Genomic DNA, 13,770 nt, shown 5'->3' on the forward strand with positions numbered 1-13,770 from the left:
GGTCGAATTCCTTGAGTCATTTTGTGTTGATTGATGGAAACAGTGTTGCGAACCGGGCGTTTTATGCGCTCCCTTTATTGTCCACATCGGCAGGACTGCATACGAACGCAGTGCTGGGCTTTACGACTATGCTGTTAAAAGTGTTGGAGGAAATGAAGCCAACGCATATCATGGTTGCTTTTGACGCGGGAAAAGTCGTGTTTCGCCATAGCGAGTATGCTGAGTACAAAGGGGGACGCAGTAAAACTCCGCCGGAGCTGTCTGAACAGTTTCCATTGATTCGGGAGCTGTTGGATGCCTTCTCAATCAAGCGCTTCGAACTGGAAGGCTACGAGGCGGATGACATTATCGGTACGTTGACGAAGCAGGCAGATGGGCAAGCTTGGAAAACGACTGTCATTACCGGAGACAAAGATATGCTGCAGCTCGTGTCTGAGCATGTATCCGTCGCTTTGACGCGCAAGGGAGTCAGTGAAATCGAGCTGTACACTCCGCAAGAAATTCACGAAAAGTACGGCCTTAAGCCGCTGCAAATAATTGATCTGAAAGGCTTGATGGGCGATTCATCCGACAACATTCCAGGTGTCCCTGGTGTCGGGGAGAAAACAGCGCTGAAGCTGCTGCACGAATACGGCTCTGTCGAGCAAGTACTGGAAAACATAGATAAAGTCTCGGGGAAAAAGCTGCAAGAGAACCTGCGTGAGAATGTAGACAAGGCGAACATGAGTAAAGCCTTGGCAACCATTTTGCGTGAAGCGCCTGTGGAGCTGGATGTGCAAGAGACTGGCTATGAAGGTTATGATGGTGTACCGCTAAGCGAGTTCTTTAAAAAGATGGAGTTCAAATCGCTGCTGTCCAAGATCAAAGTGGCACAGCCAGCAGATGGAAGCGGACAAGCAGACGCCAAGCCGTTTTCGTTTGAGATGATTTCAGAGGAAAACAAAGCGGCGTACGAGTCCAAGCTGACGTCACCAATGGCTCTTTACATCGAAATGGACGGAGAAAACTATCATCATGCGCCATTCCTCGGAATTGGACTTGCTGCGGAAGATACGGTGATGTTCGTTCCGTGGGACGTAGCTAAGGAATGGAAGGCACTCTGTGAGTGGCTGGCTGATTCCGCGAAGGAGAAGTGGGTATTTGACGGCAAGCGAGACACGGTTGGACTCGCCTGGCATGATTTGGCGATAAAAGGCATCAGCTTTGATGTGTACCTCGCCTCTTACCTCCTGAATGCGACTGAGAGCAACCCGACATTGGATAGCATAGCGGCACAATACGCACAAACACGGGTATTGTCAGATGAAGAGGTGTACGGCAAGGGTGCCAAACGTCTTGTTCCTGAAATGGACGTGCTGAGCGAGCATGTAGCGCATAAAGCGGCCGCAATCTGGCAGAGTGTGCCTGTATTGCGCGAGCAGCTGGCGGAGAACGAAATGGAAAAGCTGCTCGGTGAATTGGAAGCTCCGCTGAGTATGGTACTGGCTCTCATGGAAAAGCAAGGCATAAAGGTAAACAGTGAACGCCTTGTGCAAATGGGGGAAGACTTGGACAAAAAGCTCGCGGGTCTGACAGATCAGATTTACGAGCTGGCGGGTGGGGCATTCAACATCAACTCGCCGAAGCAATTGGGTGAAATTTTGTTTGATCGCTTATCTCTGCCTGTATTGAAAAAGACCAAAACAGGTCCTTCTACCAGTGCAGATGTATTGGAGAAGCTGGCTCCTTATCATCCGATCATCGATGCGATCCTGACCTTCCGTCAGCTCGGCAAGCTCCGCTCTACGTATATTGAGGGCTTGACCAAGGAAATCCATACGAAGACGAGCAAGGTGCATACACTTTACAACCAAGCGACTACAGCTACAGGGCGCCTGTCCAGTACGGATCCGAATCTGCAAAATATCCCGATCCGCATGGAAGAAGGACGCAAGATTCGCGAGGCGTTTATCCCGTCGGAGGATGGCTGGTACATGCTGGCGGCTGACTATTCCCAGATTGAGCTGCGGATTTTGGCCCACATTTCGCAAGACGAAAACTTGATTGACGCCTTCCAAAAGGGAATGGACATTCATACCCGCACTGCCATGGACGTATTTGGTGTGAGTGAGGAAGAAGTGACCTCGCTGATGCGTCGTCAGGCCAAAGCGGTCAACTTTGGGATCGTATACGGCATCAGCGACTACGGTCTGTCGCAAAACCTCAATATTACCCGCAAAGAAGCTGGGGACTTTATTGAGCGCTACTTCGCTGTCTTCTCCGGTGTGAAGCGCTGGATGGACGAGATTGTCCAACAGGCGAAGGTAGATGGCTATGTGACGACCTTGTTGAACCGCCGCCGCTACCTGCCTGATATTCGCAGCAGCAACTTTAACCTGCGTTCGTTTGCCGAGCGTACTGCGATGAATACGCCGATCCAGGGTACTGCTGCCGATGTGATCAAGCTGGCGATGATTCGCATGCAGGAGGCAATCGAGGAGAAAGGTCTCGCTAGCCGCATGCTTTTGCAGGTGCACGATGAACTTGTATTTGAAGTCCCAGAAAATGAGCTTGAGGTCATGCGCAAGCTGGTGCCAGAAGTGATGGAGAGTGCACTGTCACTCAATGTGCCACTCAAGGTGGACGTCAGTGATGGACGTACTTGGTACGATGCGAAGTAGGCATGCCTAGACAATAAAACATGGATAGACAGCGAGAGGAGGAGGGCATATGCCAGAATTGCCGGAGGTAGAAACCGTCGTACGGACTCTGCGAGGCTTGGTCATGGGAAAAACGATTGAGAGAGTAAGTGTTCATTTGGCGCGTATTGTGCGTCAGCCAGATGATGTGGAAGCTTTCAAATCTCTCTTGGTGGGACAAACCATCCAGGATATCCAACGGCGGGCAAAATTCATTCAGTTTTTCTTAAACGAGGATGTGCTTGTGTCCCATCTGCGAATGGAAGGGCGCTATGGCGTGTATCAAGCGGATGATCCCGTTGAGAAGCATACCCATGTCGTCTTCCATTTTACGGACGGAACGGAGCTGCGTTATCGGGATGTTCGCCAGTTCGGGACGATGGATCTATTCCCTAAGGGGAAGGAAACAACCGTCGGACCTTTGGCAAAACTGGGAGTAGAACCGCTAGATAAGAGTTTTACTCCTGAAGTTTTGGGGAAATTGGTAAAAGGACGGTCAACAAAAATTAAGCCACTTCTCCTAAACCAGGAATGTATTGTAGGGCTGGGGAATATCTATGTGGACGAGTCACTCTTTAAAGCAGGCATTCATCCGGAGAAACCAGCAGGAATGCTGACAGATAAAGAAGTTATCCGACTGCACGAAAGCATCGTCTCTACCTTGCAAGAAGCGGTAGAACAAGGTGGTAGCTCCATCAAGTCGTATGTGAACGGACAGGGCGAGATGGGAATGTTCCAACAGTCTCTATTAGTTTATGGACGAAAAGATGAGGCATGTACGAAGTGCGGGGCCGAAATCATTCGGTTTGTAGTCGGCGGCAGAGGGACGCATATTTGCCCGGACTGCCAAAAGAACCAGTAACCTCGAGAAGTTTTTCACAAAGCAGTTATAACAGTTCGACCAAGGGAGGAGGATGGGCATGATACTAGGGTTAACAGGCGGAATTGCCACTGGGAAAAGCACGGTGACAGGTATGCTTCGAGAGCGCGGAATTCCTGTCATTGACGCTGACCAAATCGCCAGAGAGGTCGTAGAACCAGGTAAAGTAGCCCATGAAGCGATCGTGCGCCATTTTGGAAGAGAGATCCTATTGGAAGATGGTCAAATTGATCGGAAAAAACTAGGTGAGATCGTGTTTTCGGACGAGTCCGAGCGTCAAAAGCTGAACGCCATCGTCCATCCCGAGGTACGCCGCGTTATGCGGGAAGAGGCCGAAGCAGCGGAAGCGAATGGAGCCGAGATCGTCTTTATGGACATTCCTCTGCTGTATGAGAGCAAGCTTACGCATATGGTAGAAAAAATCGTGGTCGTCTATGCGCCCTACGAGATGCAATTGGCGAGAATGCTGGAGCGCGACGAATTGGAAGAAGAACAAGCACGAAAAAGACTGCGGGCGCAGTTTCCCATTGATCAGAAGAAGCAAGGCGCAGACTTTTTGATCGATAATTCTGGTTCGCGTGAAGAAACCGAGCGTCAAGTGGAGGCTGTATTGGCCGCGATTCGATCGGAGCGTCAATCATGAGTTTTGGCAAACGTGCAGCATTGATCTTGCTCGTTTTGGCGAGTGTATTTCTGCTGCTAAACACGCCATTGGTGTGGAAATGGATGTACCCGATCAAATATGAGCAACAGATTGTGACGGCTGCACTGAAATATGAGGTGGACCCTCATTTGGTATTGGCCGTCATTCGTTCCGAGAGTGGGTTTGCGACAGATCGCGTTTCGAAAAAAGGTGCCGTCGGGCTCATGCAAATCATGCCGGAAACAGCGCAGTGGATCGTCAAGGAGGCGGGCTTCCGTCCAAAGGACAGTCAATACTTGTACGACACTGTCATGAACATCGAGATTGGGACATGGTATCTCGATTTTTTGCTGTCCCGCTATGATGGGGATATTGTCAAAGTCATTGCAGCCTACAACGCTGGTCCGGGGAAAGTAAACGGATGGCTCGCGAGTGAGCAATGGAACGGAACTCGAGAGACGATTGAGGACATTCCATATGGGGAGACTCGTCAATATGTCCAGCGAGTGCTCTATTATCATGATCGTTACAAAAATATATACGACTTTCAATTACGTTAAAAGTCATGAAAAGCCGCTTCTCTTATGGATAAGAGAGCGGCTTTTTCCTCTTTTTTTGGGTAGGGTAAATCGTCCAAATATTTATTTTTCAGTAAAACACATTGATAATTGTGTCATACTTATTATAATAAAAGTATCAGATAAGCGTAACTCAATTCGGAAGGGGTTTCTATATATGACAATTAAAATCGGTATTAATGGTTTCGGACGTATTGGCCGCATGGTATTCCGCCGCGCTATCCAGGACCCCAACATTGAAATCGTTGCAATCAACGCCAGCTATCCAGCGGAGACGCTTGCACATTTGTTGAAATATGACACGATCCACGGACGCCTGCAAAATAAAGTGGAAGTCCAAGACAACAAGATTATCGTAGATGGAAAAGCAACAGTTGTCCTGTCTGACCGTGATCCGCTGAAGCTGCCTTGGGGTGACCTCGGAGTAGAGATCGTCGTAGAAGCTACAGGCAAGTTCAACAATCGCGAAGGCGCTGGCAAGCATCTGCAAAGCGGTGCGAAAAAAGTTGTGATTACAGCACCAGCGAAAGAAGAAGACGTTACGATCGTGATGGGTGTAAACGAAGGTATCTACGACCACGCCAATCACCACATTATCTCCAATGCGTCTTGCACGACCAACTGTCTCGCACCTGTGGCAAAAGTGCTCAACGATGCATTCGGTATCGAACAAGGTCTCATGACTACCATTCACTCGTTTACAAACGATCAGGTGAATCTCGACAATCCGCATAAAGACCTGCGTCGTGCACGTGCAGCTAGCGAGTCCATCATTCCAACGACTACCGGAGCTGCTCGTGCAGTAGGTAAGGTTCTGCCAGAATTGAATGGCAAGCTGAATGGATTTTCACTTCGCGTACCTACTCCAAACGTTTCCGTAGTGGATTTGGTAATCAATACGAAGAAGCCTGTTACATTGGACGAAGTAAACCGTGTCCTGCGTGAAGCGAGCGAAGGCAGCATGAAAGGCTACCTCGAGTTCTGCGACGAGCCGCTCGTATCCAGCGATTTCAATGGTAACGATCACTCCTCGATCATCGACGGTCTGTCTACGATGGTAATGGGAGACAATCAGGTGAAAGTGATTGCTTGGTACGATAACGAGTGGGGCTACTCCTGCCGTGTCGTAGATCTGGTTCGCCACGTTTCCGAGCAGAACAATCAAGCTGCAACAAAAGAAGCAGCTGCTGTGGGTGTAAAATAAGTAGCATAACCAAAACCCCTTTGCCGATTTTCGAGCAAAGGGGTTTTTCGTTGCTTCGTATTTACGATGAGGTAGAAGTTTCATCTAATGAGTTCACGTTAAACAGATCATCATCTTCAAAGCTGACAATAAACAGTCGGATGTTCGCCTTGAGATCGAGGTCATAAGGGCTTGGGACGTCGTTTCCTCGGCCGTCTTTTAGTACACGTACAGTAGGGCGATGTGAATAATCCGGATCAACCCGACTCACTACCCCGACTTCTCCGGTATTCAAAACGACGCTGCTTCCAATCGGGAAGATAGCAATGTGCTTGATAAAGGCATTGACTAGATGGTGTTCGAACAGCGTACCGCCAGCGCCTAGCAGGTACTCGACAGCATCCTGTGGCATGTACCGCTTGCGCCATGGACGTGGGGAAGTCAATGAGTCATAAATATCACAGAGACCGACGATTTGCGCAAATTCGTGAATTTGCTTGCCAGATAATCCCTGTGGATAACCACTTCCATTTAGTCGTTCATGGTGTTGCAAGCAGACATGTGCTGACATAAGCGAGATATCATGCTGCTTTCGCAACAAATTAAAGCCAAGCATCGTGTGCTGTTTGGCGATTTCCTTCTCTTCGTCCGTCCAACGCTCTGTTTTTTGTAACAGCTCTTCAGGCAGGCTCACTTTGCCGATATCGTGCAGCATGGCGCCTACCCCTAGGTTTATGAGCTGTGTGCGATTGTAGCCCAGAGACATGCCTACAGCAGTCGCCAGCACGGCCACATTCACGGAGTGATGGTATAAGGATGGCGAATGAGAAGAGATTGTCGTCAAATGTCCAACCATTTGCTTGTTTTGCATCAGGTCGTCCAATATTGAACTAAAGGCACGCTGAAAATGAAGGCCCATTTCTTTTAAGGAAATTTTCCGGGCCAGCTTGTTTGAGTTTGTAATTTGTTTGATCGTCTTCTCGATGGCTTCCACAGCTACTTGCCTGGTTTGTGGGCGAATCACTTCTTCTACAACGATGTCATTGGTACGGGGATCATCGATATACACCGAATCGACACCAGTTCGCTCTAATCCGGATATCAGTCGTTCCGTTAAGAGCATACCGGTTCCAAGCAGCACCTTTCCATCTTCTGTGAAGACCGTACGTCCCAATTTCATTCCAGGCTGTAGGTGCCTTAAAGATACTAAACGCATGACTATCCCTCCAACAGTACCATAATTGTACTCCATTCGACTTATGCTTTAAATAGGTACAAGGATTGACTTGACTTCTGACAGGAATATGAGGGACACTGTAGACAAGTATTGTCAGTATTGGAGTTGATTCTGATATGCGTTGTCCATTTTGCGAATATAATGGGACTAGAGTCCTGGATTCACGTCCTTTCAATCATAATAAATCCATTCGTCGTCGCCGTGAGTGCGAAGCCTGCGAGCGCCGTTTTACTACCTTTGAAATGGTAGAAGAATCACCTTTGTTAATTGTGAAAAAGGACGGAACACGCGAGGAATTCAGTCGTGACAAGATATTGCGCGGGTTGGTGCGCGCTTGCGAAAAACGCCCCGTACCGTTGGAAGTGCTTGAAAATGTAGTGAACGACATTGAAAAAGAATTGCGCAGCTGCGGGCAAGCGGAGATCCCAAGCAATGACGTTGGGGAGAAGGTCATGGAGCGTTTATACCATGTCGATGAGGTTGCCTATGTACGTTTCGCCTCTGTATATCGCCAATTCAAAGATATCAATGTATTTATGAAAGAGCTGGAGGAGCTATTGGCTCAAGCGCGAAATAGCTCGTTTCCAAAAGAATAGATAGCTTTTTCTATCAGACTCGCAACTTCTCTCTCACGCTCTTGCGGCCGATCCGCCAGGGCTTCTTTGGCTTTCCAGCTGATTTTTCCGCGAATGAATGGGTAGTCGTGCTATAATAAAAGAATCGAATTTTGTCAGGAAGGAAAGATCTGATGCGTCGTTTAGTTTGGAACGAATTGTTGCCGAAGGATCGTTATCTGGTGCGGATGGCAAGACCGATTGGCTTTGCCGAAATGGGCTTTGTTACGCAGCTATACTTGCCGATCATCGGTGTCGAATCGTACGCTCTCTACCAACTGCTCGTCCATGGCGTGCAGGAGGTGAGCGGAGCCTCCTCGGAGGGGACCCATCGCAGTTTGATGCTGACGACTTCGCTTTCTCTGGATCGGCTATTGGATGCGCGTGAACGTCTGGAGGCAATCGGGCTAGTCGAGGTGCGCCGCAGGGAAAATCAGCAGCGTGACTATTATTACGAGTATTTGATCAAACCGCCGCTTAGTCCGGCAGAGTTTTTTGCAGACTATGTACTGTCGTTGATGTTGTTAAACAAAATCGAAAACGTTCGCTATTCGCAACTGCGCCAGCATTATGCGGATACGCTTGGCAGTCAGTTGGATCAAGAATACTCCATCGTGGAAAACGTCACCAAAGACTTTCATGATGTATTCCAGTCGTTGAAACCATCGGAGCTGGAAGTGAAAAAAGGATCGGAGCGGGATCAGTTTTTAACCGAGATGGACACTAGTTTCCCGCAAGCGCCGATGAAATCTGGCTACGAGGCGCAAGTCAACCATTCGTTGAGTGTATCGTCCTTGCGCCTGTACTTGCCCGATAATGCCGACTCGGTCAAAGTTTTGGAAGGCAAGAGCATGGAGCTGTTGTTCTCGTTGTGCCATTTCTATCAGCTGGACAGTTGGGGGATGGGGCAGGAGCTGCGTGATTGGACGCTGTACAAATCGGATCGGAGTTTGGACGGAGAAGTTTTGCGCAAGCGTTTGGTGCAACGCTACACGGAAGACAAGCTATACCGAACTGCGCCTGCAACTGACACGACAGAGGATGACTTTGGACCAGGGCGCTTGCCTGAGCCTGGTAGCGAAGCCTTTATCCGTGCTTGTCGCCAGTTATCTCCGGTGACCCTGTTGGAAAAGGTCGTTGGTGGCAGAATCAGCAAGGTGTTTTTGGAACGGGCTGAAACGCTTGTATTTGCGGATGCGATGCAGCCGGAAGTCGTCAATGCGCTGCTGCTCCATACGTTAGCCAGCATGCAAATGGAGCTGCCAAAAGCGTACATGGAGACGATTCGTGACAGCTGGAAAGCCAAGCGGATCGCGACAGTTGACGAGGCAGTCAAGCAGATCCTCGAGCGTGCGGATCAACGGGCACAAACAGCTGAGAAGGCAAAAGCAGGCAAGAAGGAATCTGCTCCTGTCAGACGGAACGGTAGAGCTATCTTGCAGGACAAGCTGCCAGCATCTGTCGAGTGGCAGTTGTCTCAGGAGAAAACCACATCGGACGCTGAAAAGAAACAGTCCATTCAGGATTTTCCAGACTTGCAGAAAAGACTGGAAACCTTGCGAAAACGGAAATAAGGAGTGTGAGGGAACGTGGAATCTATCAGTGAGTTCATGCAAGAGCTCGCCAAACGAACACCGCGTCAGTTGCTGACACCGGATCAGCAGTTAGATAAAATGTTCCGTTCGTCCGCGTATTTAAAAGCATTTCAACAAGAGCATCCCGAATTGAATCGGGACGACTACCTCCGCTCGCTCTCCAACATTTATACGGCAGTCAAGGAGCAGTATTGGTGTGAGCGTTGTCCGGGTCTTGGCGAGTGCCCGAATTTGGTCAAGGGGCATAGCACTCAATTGGAGCTGGCTCACCATCATATTATCAGCTCGATGACGCCCTGTTCCAAGCAATTGTCGCATGAGGAAGAGATTCGCCGCCGTCGACTGATGCGCAGCTACTATGTTTCCGAAGAGACCTTGAACGCGAGCTTTGAGGGCTTGGTCATTGACTCCGGGAATTTGGCTACCGTAGACGCTGCGATTCAGTTCTGTGAAAAAGTTGGAACAGGCGAGCGGGTAAAAGGGCTTTATCTGCACGGTCCGTTTGGGGTTGGAAAAAGCTACATCATGGGAGCAATCGGTCGCGAGCTCTCGGAGCGCAATGTCGCTTCCTTGCTGGTTTATGTACCTGACTTTATCCGGGAGATGAAGGATTCCATCTCGGATCAATCGTACGCGGGGAAGCTGGAGCTGCTGAAAGAAGTGCCTGTACTGATCCTCGATGATATCGGCGCGGAAAACCTGACGCCATGGGTTCGGGACGAGATTTTGGGGGTTATCTTGAATCAGCGGGCAAACAACCATTTGCCTACGCTGTTTACTTCAAACTACGCGCTGATTGAACTGCAAGAGCATTTGTCTATCTCCAACGGAAATCGGATTGAACAAACAAAAGCGGCTCGCATCATGGAGCGAATCCGCCATTTTGTCGATGTGTATGAAATTTTACGCGAGAACCACCGTTCCTAGCACTTGTGTCCAGAGGCGAGAGAGCTCCCAATGCGTGAGTGCGAGTACTTCTCTCGCCTTATGATACGGTCCAAAAAGGACGTGTGACGTCGTTCCGACAGGCGAGGCGACAATTCCCAGTGAATCAGCCATGATCATTGCACGGGCCAAATGATAGTCGTGGCTGATGATCAGGGCGTCCTGTATATGATGTTCCTCCAAGACCTGCTGGCCGTACAGCAGGTTTTCGTATGTACTGGTAGACTTGTTTTCTAGCAAAATGTCCTCTTCTGGAATTCCTTTGGCAACCAAGTAATTTCTGCTCACAGCAGCTTCCGTGATCGTTTTGCCTTCACCAAGGCCGCCTGTGACCAACAGCTTCGATACATAGCCTTCTTCATACAAAGTCGCGGCCTGCTCCAGACGTTCACGCAGACCAGGACTAGGCCCCTCACCCCATACTGCTGCACCGAGGACAATGCCGACGGTTGCGTGCCGGGCGTTGGCTCCCTCAATCGTCTGTTCGATGCGGTACCAGTTGTAGCTCGACCATAGTAGACCGAGCAGCATGACAATCTCCAACACTATCCGTATCCTGCGCCAGCACGGACGCTGTGCGTTTATCGTTCGATTTTTCATTCTTCGAAATCTCCCTCATAGTCGCTCTCTTAACTTTAGACGTTTGAAATGCGGTCTAGTTACAAAGTTTGACATATGCCTGACACGAAAAACTAGTAAATTGTTTCTTGCTCTTTACCGATATAGTAATGGTGGAATGGTTTCGAAGAACAGCAAATTTCATACTTGCGAGGGAGGCTAGCAATGTTCTGGAAAAAAACGATGCTCTTGTTTCTGGCCGTCCTGCTATTAGTGGGGACTGGAAACGCAGGGGTAGGATTGGCTGCCGATGAAATCAGCCGACTCGTTCTGTCCAAGAACGAGGTAACATTGGAAAATGGAGATTCTACCAAGCTGACGGCTACCGCTGTTTACGTGAGCGGAAAAACGGAAGACGTCACCGTCAAGACAGAATGGACCACGCAAAATGCGGATGTAGCCTCTGTATATGCGGGGCAGATTACAGCCAAATCGGTAGGGAAATCTACCGTAACAGCTACGTACATGGGTAAGCCTGTTGTAGTGGGTGTAACCGTAACGAAAAAGGTAAAGGCACTGACGACAGAAGATCAAACGTTGAACGTACGGATCGGCAACACGGAAAACGTAAAGCTGACAGCTGTATACAGCGATGGGACAACAGAAGACGTAACGACTCAAGCAGACTGGTCCATCGATAATCCAGCGATTGCGACTGTAGTCAATGGTGCAATCAAAGGTTTGAATTCAGGAACTGGTACCGTGACAGCGAAGTTTGGCAGCCAGACGACAACGATCTCTGTTAATGTCGAGATCGCCCACAGACTGGAGCCTAACAAAAACCAGGTTTCACTCTTGCTGAACGGCGAAGAAACAATCAAGCTCAAGGCCATTTTCCCGGATGGAAGTGTAACGGAGGATGTCTCCGACAAGGCTGAATGGTCTTCAGACAATACGGCTGTAGCCGATGCGCTCAAAGGCACGATCAAGGCTTATGGCGCAGGTACAGCAACTATTACTGCGAAGTATGGAACCAAAACAGCGACGATCAAAGTAGATGTGGATACAACGCAAAAGCTAGAACTCAACAAGCAAAACATTTTCATGAATGTGGGCAAGGAAGAAGACATCGAGCTGAAAGCAACTTATGCCAATGGCGGCGGTTCCACAGTGGTGAACGATAAGGCCGAATGGTCCTCCGATCGAGAGGACGTTGCGTACTACAGCAACGGGAAAATCCATGCGGTGAAGTCCGGTGAAGCCGTGATTACTGCCAAGTACGGAAACAAATCCGTACAGGTACGTGTAGATGTAGAAGTACCTCGTTCCATATATATCACTCCAGCTTTCCTGACGATGAAAAGCGGATCAACGAAAGACGTAGTTGTAAACGCATCTTTCGCAAACGGAACAAGTGAAGATATCACTTCAAAAGTAGAGTGGTCTTCGGATAATCAAGATGTCGTATTTGCAAGCGGCAAGACCGTATCCGCCTACAAGGCTGGAACGGCGAATGTAACCGCTAAATACGGCGGAAAAACAGCGACACTGGTTGTCGATGTAGATGTACCGCAAAACTTGTCCGCAGATACCACGACAGTAGCGATCCCAGTGGGCGGCGCGAAGCAAGTGAAGGTAACGGCTTCGTATCCAGATGGAAGCTCTCCTGCTGAAGATGTCACACAAAAAGTCGTTTGGTCATCCAGTGCTCCTAACGTAGCAAGCGTGCGTCAAGGCTTGATCACTGGGGTGTCAACAGGTGCAGCGACCGTGACAGCTACATACGGATCACGTACAGTGAACATTTCCGTATCTGTTGGCGTCATGCAGACATTGACGGTAGACAAGAAAAAGATCGTGCTTGGCAATGGCAAGTCCGAAACCGTTAAGCTGACGGCAGCTTACGCAGATGGAACGACCAAGGATGTAACAGATACAGCGACATGGAGCACAGCTTCTGCTGCTGTAGCAGAGGTAATGAACGGGAAGATCACAGCGACTGGAGCAGGGAAAACGACTGTAACAGGTACCTTCGATGGCAAATCGGTTACGATTGCAGTAGAAGTAGACCAAGCGACGAATCTCTCCGTTGATCCTCGACTGCTGATCCTGAACGTCAACGAATCAAAAGAGATCAAGCTGAACGCAACAGACTCCGCTGGCAATTCGGACAATGTGACCAGCGATGCAGAATGGTCCTCGTCCTCGGTTAAAGTAGCGGATGTGGTAAACGGCCGCGTAACAGGTCTCTCAAACGGACGTGCGACGATCACTGCGAAATACGGCGGCAAATCGATCAGCATCCCAGTAGAAGTCGGAATCGTGAGCAAGCTGGAAGCAAACAAGCGCTTTGTATCTACGAAGTCGAACAGCAACGTACAAGTAACCTTGACCGCTACCTTCTCCGATGGCCGCACAATGGATGTTACCTCCATGGCTGACTGGAAGACGAGCAACTACAAGGTAGCAGACGTAACCAAAGGCCTCATTACAGGACGTACCTATGGAAAAGCAACGATTACAGCTAGATACAACGACAAGAGCGTATCCATCCCAGTCGATGTTGATACATTGAAATACTTGAAGACAGATGTCGTCCAGCTCGTGATGAGCAAGGGCGAAGTGAAACAAGTGAACGTCATCGCTACGTATGCAGATGGCTCTGAGCAAAATGTCACCAAGCCAGCTCTCTGGACCACATCTCGTCTGTTGGTAGCCGATGTGAAGGACGGCGTCATCAAGGCGACGGGTTCTGGTAAAGCGACGATTTATGTACAATACGGTGGGAAGAAGACACCGATTGTGGTGACGGTGAGATAGTAGATTGATAGGGAAAAGAGGGAAGCCAACCGGTGGAGA

Annotated in this window: 11 protein-coding genes; 9 read left to right on the top strand and 2 right to left on the bottom strand. The window is 49.3% G+C overall.

Annotated elements, in window-relative coordinates:
* Window positions 1-11 precede the first annotated feature (11 nt).
* The 5 genes from polA (at window position 12) to C7R92_RS00375 (ending at window position 5,983) form a co-directional block, all read left to right on the top strand.
* Window positions 12-2,660, top strand: coding sequence for a DNA polymerase I (gene polA / locus C7R92_RS00355; RefSeq protein ID WP_069846027.1), 2,649 nt, complete (start codon window positions 12-14; stop codon window positions 2,658-2,660).
* A 49-nt stretch (window positions 2,661-2,709) separates the two neighbouring features.
* On the top strand, window positions 2,710-3,540 hold the full coding sequence (gene mutM, locus C7R92_RS00360) for a DNA-formamidopyrimidine glycosylase (RefSeq protein WP_069846024.1): 831 nt from the start codon (window positions 2,710-2,712) through the stop codon (window positions 3,538-3,540).
* A gap of 52 nt (window positions 3,541-3,592) precedes the next feature.
* The gene (coaE, locus tag C7R92_RS00365) at window positions 3,593-4,201 is read left to right on the top strand and encodes a dephospho-CoA kinase (protein WP_017250773.1); all 609 of its coding nucleotides are present in this window, start codon (window positions 3,593-3,595) and stop codon (window positions 4,199-4,201) included.
* A complete protein-coding gene (locus C7R92_RS00370; RefSeq protein WP_069846019.1) occupies window positions 4,198-4,761 on the top strand; it encodes a lytic transglycosylase domain-containing protein in 564 nt (187 codons plus the stop codon). The genes coaE and C7R92_RS00370 overlap by 4 nt, the downstream gene beginning before the upstream one ends.
* Before the next feature lie 175 nt (window positions 4,762-4,936).
* Complete coding sequence (locus tag C7R92_RS00375) at window positions 4,937-5,983, top strand: glyceraldehyde-3-phosphate dehydrogenase (RefSeq protein WP_069846016.1); 1,047 nt, start codon at window positions 4,937-4,939, stop codon at window positions 5,981-5,983.
* 61 nt (window positions 5,984-6,044) lie between these two features.
* Here C7R92_RS00375 and C7R92_RS00380 read toward each other — a convergent pair whose 3' ends face one another.
* Complete coding sequence (locus tag C7R92_RS00380; RefSeq protein WP_106832822.1) at window positions 6,045-7,178, bottom strand: HD-GYP domain-containing protein; 1,134 nt, start codon at window positions 7,176-7,178, stop codon at window positions 6,045-6,047.
* Window positions 7,179-7,315: 137 nt separating this feature from the next.
* On the opposite strand from C7R92_RS00380, the gene nrdR reads away from it, so the two are divergent.
* From nrdR to dnaI, 3 genes are all read left to right on the top strand, one after another.
* A complete protein-coding gene (nrdR, locus tag C7R92_RS00385; RefSeq protein ID WP_069846011.1) occupies window positions 7,316-7,795 on the top strand; it encodes a transcriptional regulator NrdR in 480 nt (159 codons plus the stop codon).
* A gap of 152 nt (window positions 7,796-7,947) precedes the next feature.
* Entirely contained in the window at window positions 7,948-9,387 is a 1,440-nt protein-coding gene (locus C7R92_RS00390; protein ID WP_106832823.1) for a replication initiation and membrane attachment family protein, read from the top strand.
* 15 nt (window positions 9,388-9,402) lie between these two features.
* Entirely contained in the window at window positions 9,403-10,335 is a 933-nt protein-coding gene (dnaI, locus tag C7R92_RS00395) for a primosomal protein DnaI (RefSeq protein WP_106832824.1), read from the top strand.
* Here dnaI and C7R92_RS00400 read toward each other — a convergent pair.
* A complete protein-coding gene (locus C7R92_RS00400; RefSeq protein ID WP_106832825.1) occupies window positions 10,312-10,953 on the bottom strand; it encodes a YdcF family protein in 642 nt (213 codons plus the stop codon). The two genes, dnaI and C7R92_RS00400, sit on opposite strands and share 24 nt — an antisense overlap.
* A 183-nt stretch (window positions 10,954-11,136) precedes the next feature.
* Between C7R92_RS00400 and C7R92_RS00405 the strand changes: the two genes are divergently transcribed.
* A complete protein-coding gene (locus C7R92_RS00405; protein ID WP_069846001.1) occupies window positions 11,137-13,731 on the top strand; it encodes an Ig-like domain-containing protein in 2,595 nt (864 codons plus the stop codon).
* Window positions 13,732-13,770 lie beyond the last annotated feature (39 nt).

Source organism: Brevibacillus porteri (assembly GCF_003013475.1).
In the GTDB taxonomy this organism is placed as follows: Bacteria; Bacillota; Bacilli; order Brevibacillales; family Brevibacillaceae; genus Brevibacillus; species Brevibacillus porteri.

What these genes read in the sequence shown, in the direction of transcription:
- C7R92_RS00400 (WP_106832825.1), bottom strand. Translation starts at nt 10,953, where the DNA reads ATGAAAAATCGAACGATAAACGCACAGCGTCCGTGCTGGCGCAGGATA.
- C7R92_RS00405 (WP_069846001.1), top strand. Translation starts at nt 11,137, where the DNA reads ATGTTCTGGAAAAAAACGATGCTCTTGTTTCTGGCCGTCCTGCTATTA.
- C7R92_RS00375 (WP_069846016.1), top strand. Translation starts at nt 4,937, where the DNA reads ATGACAATTAAAATCGGTATTAATGGTTTCGGACGTATTGGCCGCATG.
- C7R92_RS00380 (WP_106832822.1), bottom strand. Translation starts at nt 7,178, where the DNA reads ATGCGTTTAGTATCTTTAAGGCACCTACAGCCTGGAATGAAATTGGGA.
- mutM (WP_069846024.1), top strand. Translation starts at nt 2,710, where the DNA reads ATGCCAGAATTGCCGGAGGTAGAAACCGTCGTACGGACTCTGCGAGGC.
- C7R92_RS00370 (WP_069846019.1), top strand. Translation starts at nt 4,198, where the DNA reads ATGAGTTTTGGCAAACGTGCAGCATTGATCTTGCTCGTTTTGGCGAGT.
- nrdR (WP_069846011.1), top strand. Translation starts at nt 7,316, where the DNA reads ATGCGTTGTCCATTTTGCGAATATAATGGGACTAGAGTCCTGGATTCA.
- coaE (WP_017250773.1), top strand. Translation starts at nt 3,593, where the DNA reads ATGGGCATGATACTAGGGTTAACAGGCGGAATTGCCACTGGGAAAAGC.
- C7R92_RS00390 (WP_106832823.1), top strand. Translation starts at nt 7,948, where the DNA reads ATGCGTCGTTTAGTTTGGAACGAATTGTTGCCGAAGGATCGTTATCTG.